Origin of the sequence: Methylophaga sp. SB9B (assembly GCF_004832235.1) — a bacterium.
Taxonomy (GTDB): Bacteria; Pseudomonadota; Gammaproteobacteria; order Nitrosococcales; family Methylophagaceae; genus Methylophaga; species Methylophaga muralis.
In genome coordinates, this window is the sequence record NZ_SSXS01000001.1 from 118,585 (window position 1) to 135,743 (window position 17,159).

The 17,159-nt window shown below is 45.4% G+C and carries 10 protein-coding genes, 1 tRNA gene and 2 pseudogenes; all 13 read right to left on the minus strand.

The window, feature by feature from the left end:
- Window positions 1–4: 4 nt before the first annotated feature.
- On the minus strand, window positions 5–406 hold the full coding sequence (gene rbfA / locus E8Q33_RS00530; protein WP_069296636.1) for a 30S ribosome-binding factor RbfA: 402 nt from the start codon (window positions 404–406) through the stop codon (window positions 5–7).
- Window positions 406–3,210 (minus strand): translation initiation factor IF-2, encoded by a 2,805-nt coding sequence (gene infB / locus E8Q33_RS00535; RefSeq protein WP_136552141.1) that lies wholly within the window; start codon window positions 3,208–3,210, stop codon window positions 406–408. Before infB ends, rbfA begins: the two co-directional genes overlap by 1 nt.
- Window positions 3,211–3,213: 3 nt before the next feature.
- Window positions 3,214–4,728: a transcription termination factor NusA gene (nusA, locus tag E8Q33_RS00540; protein ID WP_136552142.1), complete on the minus strand. Its 1,515-nt coding sequence runs from the start codon at window positions 4,726–4,728 to the stop codon at window positions 3,214–3,216.
- A gap of 75 nt (window positions 4,729–4,803) precedes the next feature.
- Window positions 4,804–5,250 carry a ribosome maturation factor RimP gene (gene rimP / locus E8Q33_RS00545; protein ID WP_069296657.1) on the minus strand — a complete coding sequence of 149 codons (447 nt, stop codon included), beginning with the start codon at window positions 5,248–5,250 and terminating at the stop codon, window positions 4,804–4,806.
- A gap of 90 nt (window positions 5,251–5,340) precedes the next feature.
- A tRNA-Met gene (locus E8Q33_RS00550) sits at window positions 5,341–5,417 on the minus strand.
- Window positions 5,418–5,471: 54 nt separating this feature from the next.
- Complete coding sequence (ntrC, locus tag E8Q33_RS00555) at window positions 5,472–6,875, minus strand: nitrogen regulation protein NR(I) (RefSeq protein WP_069296639.1); 1,404 nt, start codon at window positions 6,873–6,875, stop codon at window positions 5,472–5,474.
- Window positions 6,872–7,939: a nitrogen regulation protein NR(II) gene (gene glnL / locus E8Q33_RS00560; RefSeq protein WP_069296640.1), complete on the minus strand. Its 1,068-nt coding sequence runs from the start codon at window positions 7,937–7,939 to the stop codon at window positions 6,872–6,874. The genes ntrC and glnL overlap by 4 nt, the downstream gene beginning before the upstream one ends.
- Before the next feature lie 192 nt (window positions 7,940–8,131).
- Window positions 8,132–8,854, minus strand: coding sequence for a DUF4124 domain-containing protein (locus E8Q33_RS00565; protein WP_247869846.1), 723 nt, complete (start codon window positions 8,852–8,854; stop codon window positions 8,132–8,134).
- A 93-nt stretch (window positions 8,855–8,947) separates the two neighbouring features.
- The gene (gene glnA, locus E8Q33_RS00570) at window positions 8,948–10,357 is read right to left on the minus strand and encodes a glutamate--ammonia ligase (protein WP_136552143.1); all 1,410 of its coding nucleotides are present in this window, start codon (window positions 10,355–10,357) and stop codon (window positions 8,948–8,950) included.
- A gap of 174 nt (window positions 10,358–10,531) precedes the next feature.
- Window positions 10,532–10,759 (minus strand): sulfurtransferase TusA family protein, encoded by a 228-nt coding sequence (locus E8Q33_RS00575; RefSeq protein ID WP_069296643.1) that lies wholly within the window; start codon window positions 10,757–10,759, stop codon window positions 10,532–10,534.
- Window positions 10,756–11,807 (minus strand): annotated as a pseudogene (locus tag E8Q33_RS00580) (tRNA (5-methylaminomethyl-2-thiouridylate)-methyltransferase). The gene E8Q33_RS00575 and the pseudogene E8Q33_RS00580 overlap by 4 nt, the downstream one beginning before the upstream one ends.
- Window positions 11,807–13,251: pseudogene (gene tldD / locus E8Q33_RS00585) on the minus strand (metalloprotease TldD). The pseudogenes E8Q33_RS00580 and tldD overlap by 1 nt, the downstream one beginning before the upstream one ends.
- Before the next feature lie 97 nt (window positions 13,252–13,348).
- On the minus strand, window positions 13,349–17,158 hold the full coding sequence (locus E8Q33_RS00590) for a YhdP family protein (protein ID WP_136552144.1): 3,810 nt from the start codon (window positions 17,156–17,158) through the stop codon (window positions 13,349–13,351).
- Between the last annotated feature and the right edge of the window lies 1 nt (window position 17,159).

A 17,159-nucleotide genomic window follows, 5' to 3' on the forward strand; every position in this document is an offset into this window, starting at 1 on the left:
AAACTCAATCTTTATCAGTTTCTGGGTCAGACTCTGGCTCGTCCTTAAGATCGGCATTGGCTTTGGAAATTAATTCATCCATATAAAAGCCATGTTCCAATGTGGTGTCATAACGGAATTGCAGTTCCGGCATGATGCGTAATTTCACCCGCTTTGCCAACGCACGGCGTAAGTAACCTGCCGCATTATTTAAACCTGCCAAACACTCTTTGGCAGCTTCTTCAGAATCAAAACCACTGAGTCGTGTGACATAGATACGCGCGTATTTCAGGTCGGATGTCACATCTACATGAGACACCGTGACCATACTGACACGCGGATCAGCCAGATCATGCTGAATCAGCAAGGCCAATTCACGCATCATGACCTCACTGATTCGATTTGTGCGACTAAATTCTCTTGCCATTAAAGACTCGGTTTCATCAGTACACGTTCAAAGACTTCGATTTGATCGCCCGGTTTAACATCTTTGTAGTTTTTCACACCAATACCACATTCGGTACCGGCATTAACTTCATTAACATCATCTTTGAAACGACGCAGTGATTCGAGTTCACCTTCGTAAATAACTACGTTATCACGCAGAACACGAATTGGATTGTTACGTTTCACACTGCCTTCGAGTACCAAGCAACCAGCGATATCACCAAATTTTGGTGAGCTGAACACATCATCAACCCTGGCCAGACCAATAATTTCATCTTTATAGACAGGTTCAAGCATACCGGTCATGGCTTTGGTCACGACATCCAGCAAATCGTAAATGATGCTGAAATATTGAACATCCAGGCCTTTTTCAGCAATTACTTTACGCGCGGTATTATCAGCACGAACATTGAAACCGATCAAAATCGCATCAGAAGCAGCTGCCAATTGTGCGTCAGTTTCGTTAATACCACCGACACCTGAACCGATAACTCGAACCTGAACCATATCTGTCGACAGTTTCTGTAGACCTTGGCTAACCGCTTCAACTGAACCATGGACATCGCCTTTGATAACCACATTAAGGGTTTTCAAATCGCCAGCTTCCATTTTGTTGAACATATCATCCAACTTGGCAGCCTGTTGCTGAGCCATTTTCAGTTCACGAGCTTTGGTTTGACGGAAGCTGGCAATTTCTCTCGCCGTACGATCGTCTGGGGCAACCTGCAACTCATCACCTGAAGCCGGAGTTCCAGAAAGACCTAATAATTCAACTGGAGTCGAAGGACCGGCTTCATCCATTGGCTGACCATTTTCATTGAACAAGGCACGAACCCGACCGAATTCCTGACCGACTACAACAATGTCACCTTTACGCAACGTGCCACGTTGAACCAGCACAGTAACCACAGTACCGCGGCCTTTATCAAGACGAGACTCAACAACCGTACCGTGTGCAGGACCTTTGACAGGCGCTGTCAATTCCATGACTTCAGCTTGCAGAGAAATTGCTTCAAGTAAATCTTCAACACCCATACCGGTTAGAGCTGAAACGGGCACAAACTGCACGTCACCACCCCAGTCTTCCGGTACGACTTCATGATTGGTTAATTCTTGCTTAACCCGATCCGGACTGGCATCAGGTTTATCCATTTTGTTTACCGCTACAATCAGCGTAGAACCAGCAGCTTTAGCATGTTGCACCGCTTCAATGGTTTGAGGCATAACCCCATCATCAGCCGCAACAACCAATACCACGATATCCGTAACCTTGGCACCGCGTGAACGCATTTCAGTAAATGCCGCATGGCCTGGTGTATCCAGGAAGGTAACTTCACCACGGCTGGTTTCAACTTTATAAGCGCCGATATGCTGGGTAATACCACCGGCTTCACCAGAGGTCACTTTAGTACGTCGGATGTAATCGAGCAGTGAGGTTTTACCGTGATCAACATGACCCATAACAGTGACTACTGGAGCTCGCGGAACCGCTTCGCCGGTAATTTCAATTGACGTTTCTAAAGCCTGTTCAACTTCATTTTCCTGAACCGGTTTAGCCACGTGGCCCATTTCTTCAACCAGAATAACGGCTGTATCTTGATCCAGTACTTGATTGATAGTGGCCATAGTGCCCATACCCATCAAAGCTTTAATTACTTCAGCAGCTTTCACTGACATACGTTGTGCTAAATCAGAGACTGAAATGGTATCCGGCACACTGACTTCACGGACAACCGGTGCGGTTGGACGTGAAAAGCCATGTTCTGTAGAAGTTTCAACAGTAGTCGTTTTTTGTGAAACACCTTTTTTCTTCTTACGACGACCTTTGCCTTCACTGACATGCAGTTCTTTGCGTTCAAACTCATCATCACGCTGGAAACGACCACGTTTTGCTGGTTTGTCTTTACTGGCAACGTGTTTTGCGTCTGCTTCTTTACGATCTGGTTTTTGCTCTTTAGCTTGTGCTTCAGCAGCTGCCAAACGTGCTTCTTCTTTGGCTTTTTCTAAAGCTTCTTCCTCTTCGCGGGCTTTTTTGCGGGCTTCGAGCGCTTTTTCAGCGTCGATTCTCGCAATATTTGCAGCACGACGTTTGGCATCGGCTTCTTCCAACTTTTTATGAGCGAGTTGAGAAGCTGTCAATTCTGGTTTAGCAGGTTGTTTTGTCGCCGGAGTAGGAGCAGATTGTTTTTCTTGTTTGGCTTTCGCTTCTTCTGCTAAGGCCCGTTGTTCTTCTTCTGCCGCTAATCGCGCTTCTTCAACCGCCTGTCTTTCAGCTTCAATAGCTGCAGCTACTGCAGCAGCTTCTCTTTCAGACTCTTCCTGCTCACGGCTGGTTTGTTCTTGTTGTTTACGCGCAATTTCCTGCAGACGTAGTTGTTCCTGACGAGAAACTTCTTCAGCATGCAGCTGTGCTTGAGATAAAACGGCTGGTTCTTCAACTGGAGCTACAGCAACCGCTTCAACATCAGTACGTTTTACAAAAGTCCTTTTTTTACGGACTTCCACGCTGACACTTTTACCAGCTTGCCGTGAAGTACCACCACCTAATTTAATTTCACTAACCGATTTACGTTTAAGTGTAATTTTTTTAGGCGATGCATCATTATCACCAGCCGATTTGCCATGTCTTTGCTGCAAAAATTGCAGAAGCGTCTGTTTTTGGTCTTCAGTGATCAAGTCATCTGGCTTGGAAACTTTAATTCCAGCTTCGTTAAGTTGATCTACTAAACGCTCAGGTGTGATACCGACTGTGTCGGCCAGGTCCTTAACCTTCATGTCACTCATTGGTTACTCCCCTGTTTCAGTTTGTTCGTCTGCAAACCATGATTCACGTGCTTTCATGATAAATGCGGCAGCTTGTTTTTCATCAATGCCACCAGCTTCTACCAATTCATCCACAGACTGATCTGCAAGATCATCAACCGTCATAACACCATGACTATTCAGTTTGGCAATTAACTCAGTGCTCATTCCAGGTATATCGTTCAATGTTTCGGCAGGAGAAGCATTTTCAATTTGCTCTTCACTGGCGATAGCTCTGGTCAACAACACATCTCTGGCACGTGAACGTAATTCGTTAACAATATCTGCATCAAATTCTTCGATATCAAGCATTTCTTGTTCTGGGACATATGCCACTTCTTCTAAAGAAGAGAAGCCTTCCTGGGCCAGAATCAACGCGACATCTTCATCAACATCCAGATCCGCCATAAAGGTTTGAATCAATGAGCTGATTTCGGTTTCGGCTTTTTGATCGGCATCCGATGCAGACATGACATTCAGTTCCCAACCAGTTAATTGGCTGGCAAGTCGGACATTCTGGCCACCACGACCAATAGCCTGTGATAACTGACTGTCTTCAACGGCGATGTCCATGCTGTGAGCATCTTCATCAACAACAATCGATAATACTTCTGCTGGCGCCATAGCATTAATAGCAAAGCGGGCGGGCTCTTCATCCCACAGGATAATGTCAACACGTTCACCAGCTAATTCATTGGTCACAGCTTGTACACGTGAACCACGCATACCAACACAAGCACCAACAGGATCAATTCGTGGCTCGTGAGCTAAAACAGCGATTTTGGCACGTAAACCAGGATCGCGGGCAGCACCCTTGATCTCAATCATGCCATCACCGATTTCAGGCACTTCCAGGCTGAATAGTTCAATCAACAATTCTGGTGCTACACGACTGACAATCAGTTGTGGTCCACGTGCTTCCGAACGGATTTCTTTTAAATAGCCACGAACGCGATCACCACTGCGGAAGTTTTCACGCGGAATCATTTCTTCGCGAGGCAGTAATGCTTCAGCATTGCCACCTAAATCCAGCGTGACATTGCCGCGCTCGACTCGTTTAACTGTACCGTGGATCATTTGGCCCAGTTTCTCGCGATACATATCGACGACTTGGGCGCGTTCGGCTTCGCGTACTTTTTGCACAATAACCTGTTTGGCAGTTTGTGCAGCAATACGGCCAAACTCAACTGATTCCATTGGTTCGCGGATATATCCACCGACTTGCGCATCGGCTTGTTTTTCTAGTGCATCGGATAATGTGATGTGGGTTTCTGAAGATTCAAAGTCGTCATCATTATCATCAACAATCAACCATTGACGGAATGTTTCATAGTTGCCAGTTTGGCGATCAATCGCAACATGCGCATCTATTTCCATTTCATAACGCTTACGGGTAGCCATTGCCAGTGCCGCTTCAATCGCCTGAAATATAACTTCTTTTCCCACGCCTTTTTCATTAGACATGGCATCAACAACCAGCAAAATTTCTTTATTATTCATCACGCCCCCAGTGGATCGATGCAAGCGATTGATCCAAAACTAAGTTTTTACATTAACAGCAAATAATACGCTTTTTCAGGCAACCAGTCGTGCTTTAGCCAACTTTGCCAATGGTAAGGCGTAAACCTCGCCATCTACTTCAATTAATACGTCACCATTATCAAAGCCATGCAATATACCGGTAAAATTCCGTCGACCATCCACCGGTAACTTAGTGGTGATTTTTGCTGGCGAACCAGTAAAACGGATAAAGTCACGTTCCTTGAATAAAGGACGATCAAATCCGGGGGAGGAAATTTCCAGGGAATAGGCTTTTTTGATGGGGTCTTCGACATCGAGAATGCCACTGACCTGATGACTGACGCGTTCGCAATCTTCAATGCCAATGCCTTGATCTGCATCGATATAGATTCGCAGCAGTGGATTTTGTCCACCCTGCATGTATTCCACACCGACCAGCTGGTATCCCAGCGACTCAATCGGTGCTTCAATTAGTTTTTCAATTTGATCAGATACGGCCATAGGCAAACAAATAAAAAAAAGGCCATTGGCCCAATTTTAACTCCACAAAAACAAAAACCCCAATTAGGGGTCCTGTCTTAACATTATTATTGGTAGCGGGGGCTGGATTTGAACCAACGACCTTCGGGTTATGAGCCCGACGAGCTACCAGGCTGCTCCACCCCGCACCTGACTAAGTCGCATACTATACACAGGATGCGACTTACCCGCAAGCCTGTTTGTTAATTCTCTTTCAGTTTCCGCGTTAAGGTATTGCGGCCCCAGCCCAATAATTTTGCGGCTTCCTGACGCTTGCCCGCCGTTTTCTCTAAAGCAACCTCCATCAACAGGTGTTCAATCATCGGAACCACATCTGCCAATACCCCTTCCTGACCACTTAATGCCTTGCTTGCTGCCCATTGACGGAACAGTTGCTGCCAATCGCCACCACTACGGCTTGACTCAACACTGGCATCGGCAGTGAGTTCCATTGGCAGATCATCCATCTGCACAACCTGACCTGGAGACATCACGGTCAGCCAGCGGGAGGTATTCTCCAGTTGTCTGACATTACCAGGCCATGGCAGCTGCGATAAGTAGCGTTCCACTTCAGGGGAAACACTCTTAACCCCCATATTAAGTTCGCGTGCTGCTTTGTTAAGAAAATAGGCCACCAATGCTGGAATATCTTCACGGCGTTCGCGTAATGATGGGATATGAATACGGATAACGTTTAATCGATGAAACAAATCTTCACGAAAATCCCCTCGTTCAACCTGCTGCTCCAGATTCTGATGCGTCGCAGCGATAATTCTCACATCGGCTTTTACCGGACTATGCCCGCCAACTCTGAAAAATTCTCCATCCGAAAGCACCCGCAACAAGCGGGTTTGCAGTTCAAGCGGCATATCGCCAATTTCGTCTAGAAATAATGTACCGCCATCGGCTTGTTCAAAACGGCCTTTACGTTGTACATGTGCTCCGGTAAACGAGCCTTTTTCATGACCAAATAATTCTGATTCCAATAATTCTCTAGGAATAGCAGCCATATTTAACGCAATAAACGGTGACGCGCGACGCGGACTATGCTTGTGTAAAGCGTGTGCGACCAACTCTTTACCCGTGCCTGATTCACCATTTATTAATACCGTGATGTTGGAACGTGCCAAACGACCAATAGCTCGAAACACTTCCTGCATCGCTGGCGCTTCGCCAATAATCTCACTGCCAATATTCATTTCACCAGCAGGGTTAGTATGCTGCTGACGATGATGAGTTATTGCCCGCTGAACTAAATCTACTGCTTCATCAACATCAAAGGGTTTAGGCAAATACTCAAAGGCACCACCCTCATAGACGGATACTGCGCTATCCAAATCTGAATAAGCCGTCATGATAATCACTGGCAAATCAGGCTGGTTTCGCTGGATTTCAGCAAGTAACTGTAATCCATCAAGTCCAGGCATGCGGATATCACTAACCAGCACATCTGGTGGTGTATCGGTGCCGCGTTTGAGTTGCTCTAAAACCAAATCTCCGCTTTCAAAGGCTTTGACAGAAATATCTACGGCTTCCAATGCCTTTTGTAATACCCATCGAATTGATCGGTCATCATCAACAATCCATGCTATCGCTTTAGCGCTCACGGTTTTAACTCCAAAGGAAAAATAATTGAGAATATGGTTTGGCCGGCATGGCTAGTACAACTAACTGTACCCGCATTACGCTGTACCAGATTCTGTACAAGATAAAGTCCAAGTCCGGTGCCGTCAGCTCTTCCCGTGACTAAGGGATAAAACAAGCTATCCTGTAATTGTTTGGGAATGCCCGGTCCGTTATCCTCGACTTCTATCAAAACACCTAATTTATGAAATCGCTTCTCTATGGTGAGATTACGTTGAATCCGAGTTCGTAAACGGATCACCCCAGCGCCATGCATCGCTTGCACCGCATTACGGACAATATTCAAAACAATCTGTATCAGCTGATCAAAATCCGCATACAACTCGGGAATACTGGGGTCGTAGTCGGCTATAAACTTTAGTCGTTCGTCTACCTCAATATCAACCAACTGCCGCACCCGTTGTAATACTTCATGAATATTTACTTGGTTTTTTTCTGATTGCTGATACGGTCCCAACATTCTTGTCATCAAGTTTTGCAGACGATCGGCTTCATTTATGATGATCTGGGTGTATTCCTTTAAATCATCAGAATCGAGTTGCCGCTCCAATAATTGCGCAGCACCTCTTAAACCACCCAGTGGATTTTTGATTTCGTGCGCCAATCCACGCACAACCTGTTGCTGGGTATGCAGATTTTCATCACGATTCACTCGTTGTTGATAATCCAGTTGTGCCAGTTCAACCAACAATCGGGGTTCAGCAACATCCAGCATTTTTATTGAACAATCAACCACTATTTCGCCGGCCGCTGGAAGAAACAACTGAATTTCTCGTTCAATTAACGCCTGTCCATTACTGATAACCCGACGCAACGACGTTAGTAAATGTGTTTCACCTGGAAGCAGGGTTTGAAAAGGAATGTGTTCAGCCTGGCGTTGGCTGATTTCAAACATAACTTCAGTTGCCGTGTTGATATAACAAACACGTAGATTTGTGTCGAGTACCAATATGGCGGTAGTCAGACTTTCCAGTACATCATTACTGGATAACTGTTCTATATTGATAAGTTTGTCATTTAAGTTCATGGCATGCCATTTGCAAAAAACGCTCCATTTGTAAGCACATTAGAAAACATAAAATTTAACGTGATGATTCCAATAGAAATAATTTAATTTTACTTATATGCAAATCAAGCAGAGGTATTATTTTAGGTATTTTGGAAGTCTAATTACGCCATTGTACGCTTCATTTTGGTGCACAAGGTTATTCAAGAAAACTTAGTTGGGATTCTGAGGGGGCGGAGTTGGGGCGTGGCCTGGTATGGTTGGATGACCCGGTGTTGATGGAAGGCTAGGAGTTGACGGAAAGCCCGGAGCTGAGGGAAGACTTGGTATTGAAGGATTGGCTGGAATTGTTGGTGCTCCAGTTCCTGGAGTATTATTTTGTTCGCGGCCTGGTTGCAGTAAGCTGCTCCGCTGCAAGTGAAAAGTTGTTGGTGCACTTTGAGCCAGGACTTCGCCAGACGCATTTAATACGACAGCTGAGAGTTGATGTGTTCCTCTATCAAGATTTTCCAGTAAGAAACTCAATTGAGGCATCGGCAGCCCCACAGGTAAACCATCGAGATAAAGCTGAATCCTATCACCACGTTCTGGTACCAATACTGGGATAACCTGCAGATTCACTACGACATTGCCATTATTGACCCGAATACCAGCATCATCTTCAGGAGAAACGATAATCAACTGATAATTCGGTGCGGGTTCAGTTTGGTCTGTTTCCGATTGTTCCGTTGCTGTTTGTGTATCATCAGTAGTAAGGTCATTGCTGCCAGGTATTGCTACAGGGGTGTATATCATTGAGTGGCGCAGTTCAATCTTTTCGGCATTTTCAGTCGGCTGGTCTGAATAGACTTCGTTGCCGTTTTCATCAATCCATCGATAGATGTCACCGGCAACCGCGGTTCCCAAACCCACTAACATAAAAATAATAAATTTCATGAATAGGAATATAGGTTAGGGCTTTCAATTGTGCAACTGACAAACAAAAAAAACGCCTCCATAAAGGAGCGTTTTGTGACTGCAATCAAAAATTTACAGGCTGTAGTACAGATCAAACTCGGCAGGATGAGTTTCCATACGCAGACGAGTAACTTCTTCCATCTTCAACGCGATATAGCCATCAATCATGTCATCAGTGAATACGCCGCCTTCGGTCAAGAAAGCACGATCTTTGTCCAGCTCCGCCAATGCTTGATCCAGCGCATGGCAAACTTTTGGAATCGCTGCATCTTCTTCTGGTGGCAAATCGTATAAATCTTTATCCATTGCATCGCCAGGGTGGATCTTGTTTTTGATACCATCCAGACCCGCCATCATCATTGCACTGAACGCCAAATATGGGTTCGCAGATGGGTCAGGGAAACGTACTTCGATACGACGGCCTTTTGGATTGCTGACAAAAGGAATACGGATAGAGGCACTACGGTTACGTGCTGAATAAGCCAACATAACAGGTGCTTCAAAGCCTGGGACCAAACGTTTGTAGCTGTTTGTACCCGGGTTAGTGAATGCATTTAATGCTTTAGCATGTTTGATGATACCGCCAATGTAGAACAAGGCTGTTTCAGACAAACCACCGTACTTGTTACCAGTAAACAGGTTTTCACCGTCTTTGGCCAACGATTGGTGAACGTGCATACCGCTACCGTTATCACCTACTAAAGGCTTTGGCATAAAGGTCGCTGTTTTGCCATAAGCATGTGCAACGTTTTGCACGACATATTTCAGGATCTGAACTTCGTCGGCTTTTTTAACCAAGGTGTTGAATTTAGTACCGATTTCACATTGTCCCGCAGTCGCCACTTCGTGATGGTGAACTTCAGTAATCAGACCCATTTCTTCCATGGTCAAACACATGGCAGAACGGATGTCTTGGAGTGAATCAACAGGCGGTACTGGGAAATAGCCACCTTTTACGCTTGGGCGGTGACCTTTGTTACCATCAGGGAATACTTTTTCGGTGTTCCATGAAGATTCATTTGAATCGATTTTGTAGAAAGAACCGGAGATATCACTACCCCAACGAACATCATCAAGAATGAAGAATTCTGGTTCAGGACCAAAGTAAGCAGTATCTGCCAAACCGGTAGAAGCAAGGTAAGCTTCTGCACGTTTTGCAACGCTACGTGGGTCACGCTCATAGCCTTGCATGGTCGCTGGCTCAACGATATCGCAACGAACGATCAACGTTGTATCATCCATAAATGGATCCAAAACGGCTGTCGAAGCATCTGGCATCAGAATCATGTCTGATTCGTTGATACCTTTCCAACCTGCAACAGATGAACCATCAAACATCACACCTTCTGAGAAAGTATCTTCATCAATTGAATGGGCAGGGTAAGAAACGTGCTGCTCTTTACCACGCGTGTCGGTGAAACGGAAATCAAGGAATTTAACGTCCTCGTCCTTAATCAACTGAAGCACATTTTCGACTGACATTTATAATCTCCAAAATTGAAAAAACTGCACACCTTGGTGCAAAAAACTCACTCGCTAATACAGCACAAACCTTGCCAACTAATCTGTCCTATAAAATCAACCATTTGAGTGCAACCATCAACAACAACTGCATCAAAATGGTGCAAACTCTTTTACTTATGCACAAAAAAGGTGCTACGCACCAACACGGACCGTAATAGTGATCTCATCCCCCTCTTCCACGGACTCCACAATTTGATGTCCATGGATTCTGGCCCAAGCCGGAATATCACTTAATGCTCCAGGATCGGTGCAAATTACTTTTAGAAGATCTCCTGAAGATAATTCAGCTACTTTATTCTGCGTTTTGATTACTGGCAAGGGACATAACAGTCTTCTTGCATCTAATTCGAGTTGCTTCACACGTACCACTCCTGTGGAACATGTCCTACATTGATAGGCCGGGTTTGAATATGTTTGGGTGGTTTGTCTGGAACAGTAATCTCCACCTCAACTTCATCAGCATGTCGACCTTGGCCAAAACGCGCAACAATGGATGCTGCCAGTGGAAAATCCTGCTGTTCAATATCGCCATCAATAATTGCCATAGGCCCATTATGGCTGGTGGAATACAGGCTGATAAACTGTTTGCGATAGCCTTCAAGAAACTTACTTTCACCCGCATCACGGGCGATGATCATTTTAAAATCTGCTTTCGGTCGAATATGTCGGCCAACTTTCAACAACATAATGTCATCCAGTTCATATTCCCGGCTATTTCTGGCTTGCCACAAATCTACCAACTTGCTGGAGTAACTTTCGTCGGTTAGAAAACAACAGCGCCGGCGGGAGTAGCAAAATCATCGAAACCAAATTGTTTTGCCAATGCGATTTGCGGCTTACGATTTCGACCATGAAAACCAAAAAGCTGATCCCGATCAACCCAGCCTTCACGCTCTGGCTTAGTGGGCTGCAAATTCTTGGCGCATAAAGGACGTAACAGCAGATCATCAGCACCGGATTCCGCTGCCACAATTGGCATAGTCCGTTTTAATTGGGATTTAGGCCTCTGACCGATTACTTCACCGGTGATAATGAAATCAAACCCGCGCATATGGTTTTGTTTTACCCATTCAACTGCTTTTTTGACCATAAAGATCTTACAGTCAAGACAGGGATTCATATTGCTACCATAGCCATGCTTGGGATTAAGCAACACATCTTTGTATTCTTCAATGACATCAATTATGTGTAACTTTATGCCCAGCTGTTCGGCAACCCATAACGCGTTATTACGTTTCTGTTTGTCTTTATGCTGATTACGAATCGCGTGGGTATGGCCTTCGACGCAAAATCCGGTAAAAAAATTGATGCCTTCAACTTCAATGCCCTGCTCTTGCATCACTCGCACTGCCAGCATTGAATCCAGACCACCGGAGATCAATGCAACAGCTTTGTGCGATGAACTCATTAAGCTGTTCCCCCGACAGTTAATGCATCAATTTTCAGCGTTGGTTGGCCCACGCCCACGGGCACGCTTTGTCCCTCTTTTCCACAATTACCAATGCCTGAGTCCAACTCGAGATCATCGGCCACCATGCTGATACGATTCATTACTTCCGGACCATTGCCAATCAACGTCGCCCCTTTTACCGGACGAGTCACTTTGCCATTTTCAATCAGATACGCTTCACTGCTGGAAAACACAAACTTGCCGGAGGTAATGTCGACCTGCCCACCGCCAAAATTCACCGCATAAATGCCTTTTTCAACCGAAGCAATTATCTCTTCGGCCTTGTGTTGTCCGGCCAACATGTATGTATTGGTCATACGAGGCATCGGCAGATGCGCATATGATTCCCGGCGTCCATTACCGGTACTACGCATTCCCATTAAACGGGCATTTAGTTTGTCCTGCATATAGCCAGTCAATCGGCCATTTTCGATCAATGTGGTGAATTCGGTTGGCGTACCTTCATCATCAATGGTCAGCGAACCGCGTCTATCCGACAATGTGCCATCATCTACCACCGTGCATAATGGTGACGCTACTTGTTCACCAATTTTGCCGGAAAAAGCCGATGTAGCCCGGCGATTAAAGTCACCTTCCAAGCCATGACCGACAGCTTCATGCAATAACACGCCGGGCCAGCCCGAGGCTAACACTACCGGCATCGTTCCAGCCGGTGCATCAACTGCATCAAGATTAACCAAAGCCTGCCGAACCGCCTCTTTAGCAAACTCAACTGCTAAATCATTATCCACAAAATATTGATAATCCAGACGACGACCACCACCCGCGCTGCCACGTTCCCGACGTCCTTTTGACTCAACAATCACGCTGACATTCATCCGGATTAATGGTCGGATATCCGCGGCATAGGTGCCATCGCTGGCAGCAATCAAGATATGTTCAAGACTGCCCGCCAGACTTACGGTGACTTGTGTGACACGCGGATCAGCGGCGCGTGCATAAGCATCAGCTTCGCGTAGCAGGTTTAATTTTGTTTGGGTGTCCATGCCTAAGATAGGATCAAGCTCTGGATAGAAGGCTGCTGCATTCACCATTTTTCGAGCATCAACCTGTTTTTGCTGTCCATGTTTTACCACGGCACTGGCTGCATGAGTGGCTTCCAGCAGTGATTTCAAACTCAGATCATCCGAGTAAGCAAATCCGGTTTTCTCACCACTACAGGCACGAACACACCTACACCTTGCTCAAGATGATAACCACCATCTTTAATGATGCCGTCATCCATCAGCCAGTTTTCCCCGCGCGAACGCTGGAAATACAAATCAGCAAAATCAACACCGGGACGCATGGCACTCGATAATGCCCGCTCAATATCCTGCGATTGCAGATCAGCAGGCATAAGGATGTGTTGTTCCAATTGTTCAAATAGAGAGTTTGTCATTGTATTTGGACTACGCGGCAAAATGACAATCTTAGCAGATCATAGGGCCTATTGATCTTTCATAGCCGCTTACATTGGAAATGAAAGGTGACTAGACTTAGGGTGTTTCTGGGCGATTCAGCGACAGATCAGGCTCATCCCAAGTGCCAGTAAGTCTATAGCGATAACTGATCATATCGACCAAATCCCGATCAAATAGTCGACCAGCTATTCGGTCAACCAGATAGATAGCGGTACCAACACCAAGCCCTACCGGACCGCCCGCAACTGCGCCGGCAAGTGGCAAGGTTGAGGACACCTTCGGTGTCACTACAACAGTTTGATGATAGGTTCGGTCAACAATATTAATGGGACCGGAGACATCAATAGTGGCACTTTCCCCGCGCATGGTTAAGTTATTGGTGACAGCCAGGCCATTAGCGAAATCAAAATCGCCACTGATTTGCCGGAACGCAAAACCTTTACCAAAAAAATCACTGAAATCTAAAGCCAGACGACGAGGTATGGCGGCAAAACTCATCAAACCAAATATTCTTCCGGCTGCTCCCGGTTCTACGTCAACCAACTGACCATTATTGACTTGAAGATTCAGCTTACCTTGTAGCTCAGCCAAAGACAGATTCAATGGCTCATCAGGCCAACTGAACTGTCCCGTCACATTGACTTGATTCGATTGAACCGCGGGTTGATAACCTAAATCCATAAACAAGCCAGCCAGATCATTACTGCTGAGCTGTAAATTTAATTGGCTGTTATCTGCGGATTCACTTTTTTGCCAAACACCGTCCAAATTGGCCTGTAACACGGCTGACTGCAGAGTGGCATTTTCCAATACCCAGCGATTACCTTGCTGAAGTGCTTTAGCTTGCACTCTTCCTAATTGCATGCCGTCGACAGTCAAATTATCAATATTCAACTGAAAACTGGGCCACAAGTCTGAACTGAATTTTTTACGGCCAGCGTTATCATTGGTAGATGCCGGTAATTGCAGGTCTACAAAATCAAAATGCAAGGTGGGTAATAATGTGGCATCCATTGGCCAACGAATATCACCACGTAATTGTCTGGACTGGATTTCCAGCTGCCATATTTGATTTCTTTGAAACGCTTTTGACTGCACATCGCTCAGCGTCCACTGATTAAACTGCAGGCTATCAGCCGCTAATTCAATTTCTACGGCAGGCCAGTTATCGGTATTTTCAGTAGCAGGCAAATCTGCCAGCCATTGTTGCTGCCACTGTGTCCAATCCGATATGGATAATTCGTTAAAACGTCCTCTTAAGCGAATGCCCGAAGTCGGTAACTGCGGGTCAGCTATGCCAATCGTTATTTCTGCTCTTGCAGGATCCTGTACAAGCCAGAGAGCATGCAATGTATCGTCATAATTTACGTGGATAAGCGATCGCTGCTGAGGATCTTGGTCTAATCGTATGTTAAGTAGACGACTTTCTGTTGCCGTTTTTCCAAGCGGTTCTGGTGCATCAATGGTTAAACCGGTTAATTCTGAAGTGACCTGTATATCGGTTTCAAAATCGCCCATCGATTTTTCACGAATTTCAATATCTGCCTGATAACGTGTAATGCCCCGAACAAAGCCAGGCATTTCACCTTGCCATAATTCAGCGAGTTGCAGGACATCTACCTCACCTTTTGCTGTCACCAGGGTTGATTCTGCTTGTGGAATAACATCCACTGTCACTGGTCGAGAAAAAACAGTTGCAGTAATGGCTTGTGCATTGACACCATCATTATTGAAAAACAACTTTCCTTTAACATCTTCAATAGGCATGCCCGGCAAGGTTTCCAAACTTAACTGGCTGCTCTCAAAACTGACATATCCTTCAACATCAGTTGCATAAGGATCAAGTAGTGGAATTTTCAGTTTTAAGTCGATATTGCTATTGCCCTGAGCTTTTACCCAATTAGTGATCTCTCCATAACGCGGACTTAAAGGACTGGCCTGTAAAAAGCCGAGTGCATCAAGAGTGCTGCCCGATAAAAAGCCTTTTAAGTCTAATACCGGTTTTCCTTGGTAAACATTATTGATATCGGCTTTAACATCAACAAAATTGAAACCCGCAATCTTTCCCGAACGCGGCAAAATTTTCAGATTATTACCGCTACTAAGCACTTGCCCGTTGATAGACTCCAGCATTGGCCACCCCTCACCATAATTCAGGCCGACATCCATCACATTTAAGGCAAACTCAAATTCATTTGCTGAATCGTCATCTTTAAATGGAAACTCAGACAAGTCACCTTTTAAGCGAAGCGTTCCAGTTTCGATCTGTCCACTGGTATAGGCATCTTCGGCCCAGGCAAGATAAGCAGGATCTAAAATAGAACGTGGCACATAGGTCAACCATTTAGCGACCGCCACATCGAGCATTTGCATATCGATATCAGCCAATGTGCTATCACTTTGTTGTTCAATACCGATTTTGCCACGCAAGCTCAGATCGTTATTCCAGATGTTCATTTCTGAAAGTTTGAATTGCCAATGATCTTCATCCTGTTGCCAGTCAATATTTGCTTCGGCTACATCAAAGTAAATGGCCTCTGGTAACCAGCTCGGAGCAAATATCGTTAAGTTTCGACTGTTAACCAACACTTTTGCATAGCTTGGCTCCCATTCAACTTGCAAACTGAGCCCGGTTACCCCAGGAATATCTTCAACAGGCTGACTGGCAAACTCATCTACCAGCATTTTCACCGATAACAATTCATTTTGATTATTCAGTTGTAGCTGTAGCTCTCGAATATCGCCTGCCGGTTGATATTGTGTTAAAAATTCTGGTGCGGTCTGACTAAGTAGTGCCAGTGCAGTTGCATCACTAAGCCGCAAATAACTGCTTTCAGCTTCCCAGCCTTGTTCGCTTGAAAATTGCAGATTGAACATTGACTGCGGCCAACTATCGCCTTCAATCGTTAACTGAATGGGATTGGCATTTAATTGCCATGCTGCAGCATCGCCTTGCCAATTAAATTGTCCAGACATGGCATCAATGTTTAAAGGTTCAACGTCCGGTTTATTCAAATTTGCCAGACTGACATCACTGAACTGAACTTGGCCTCGCCATTGTTTTTTCACTATTGAACTAGTGTCTATCGTGATATCAGCACGACCTCGCAACAATGAAACATCATCCAGTTGTTGATCCTGCAACAGAGCCGCAAGTTGCAATTGGCTGGCATCAAGTTCATCAATCTGCCAACTCGCTACGCCATCAGCAGTTAATACAGCATCAACTGTAAAACTAAGTTGCTGCCCCAAATGATTCGGCAGCTGAACATCGCCTATCAGTTTGGACTTTTTAGCCTGGATGAAGGCCAACTGGTTAACTTGATAGAGACCACTGAATTGAGACTGCAACAAGTCTTCAAATTGGATTTCAGCCGACAGCAATTCAATATCGCGCCAAGACTTTAGTTGTTCAAGCCAAGCAATCTCAGAATCAACCAAATTCTCGTTGGCTGTTTTACCTTGCAGGCCAATCAAACTGATAGTCCCGTCGGGGCTACGTTGAATACCCAGTTTAAGACCGGATAAACGCGCTGAATCAACGACCAGTTGCCGTTGCTGCAAACTCGCGATCAAATCCAGACCAATATAAAGTTCTTTGGCAGTGAACAACTCCTCGACATTCGGCTCAGCCTGCATCACCGCAATATCGGTCACCATCAATTTTGGAAATAAATCAAACCAGTAGAGGCCGGCTTCGCCGATTTGAATTGGATAACCCGTTTTCTCGGTTGCCCAGGCTGCAATTTCATCTTTACGTTCAGCAATTGCGCTGGATAGCCAGTACGCCAATCCAAAACATACCAGCAGTACCACCACGAGCAAGGCCGTAATGTTGGTCACTTGTCTGCCAACGATTTGCAGACTGCGATGCAGTAGTGCCACG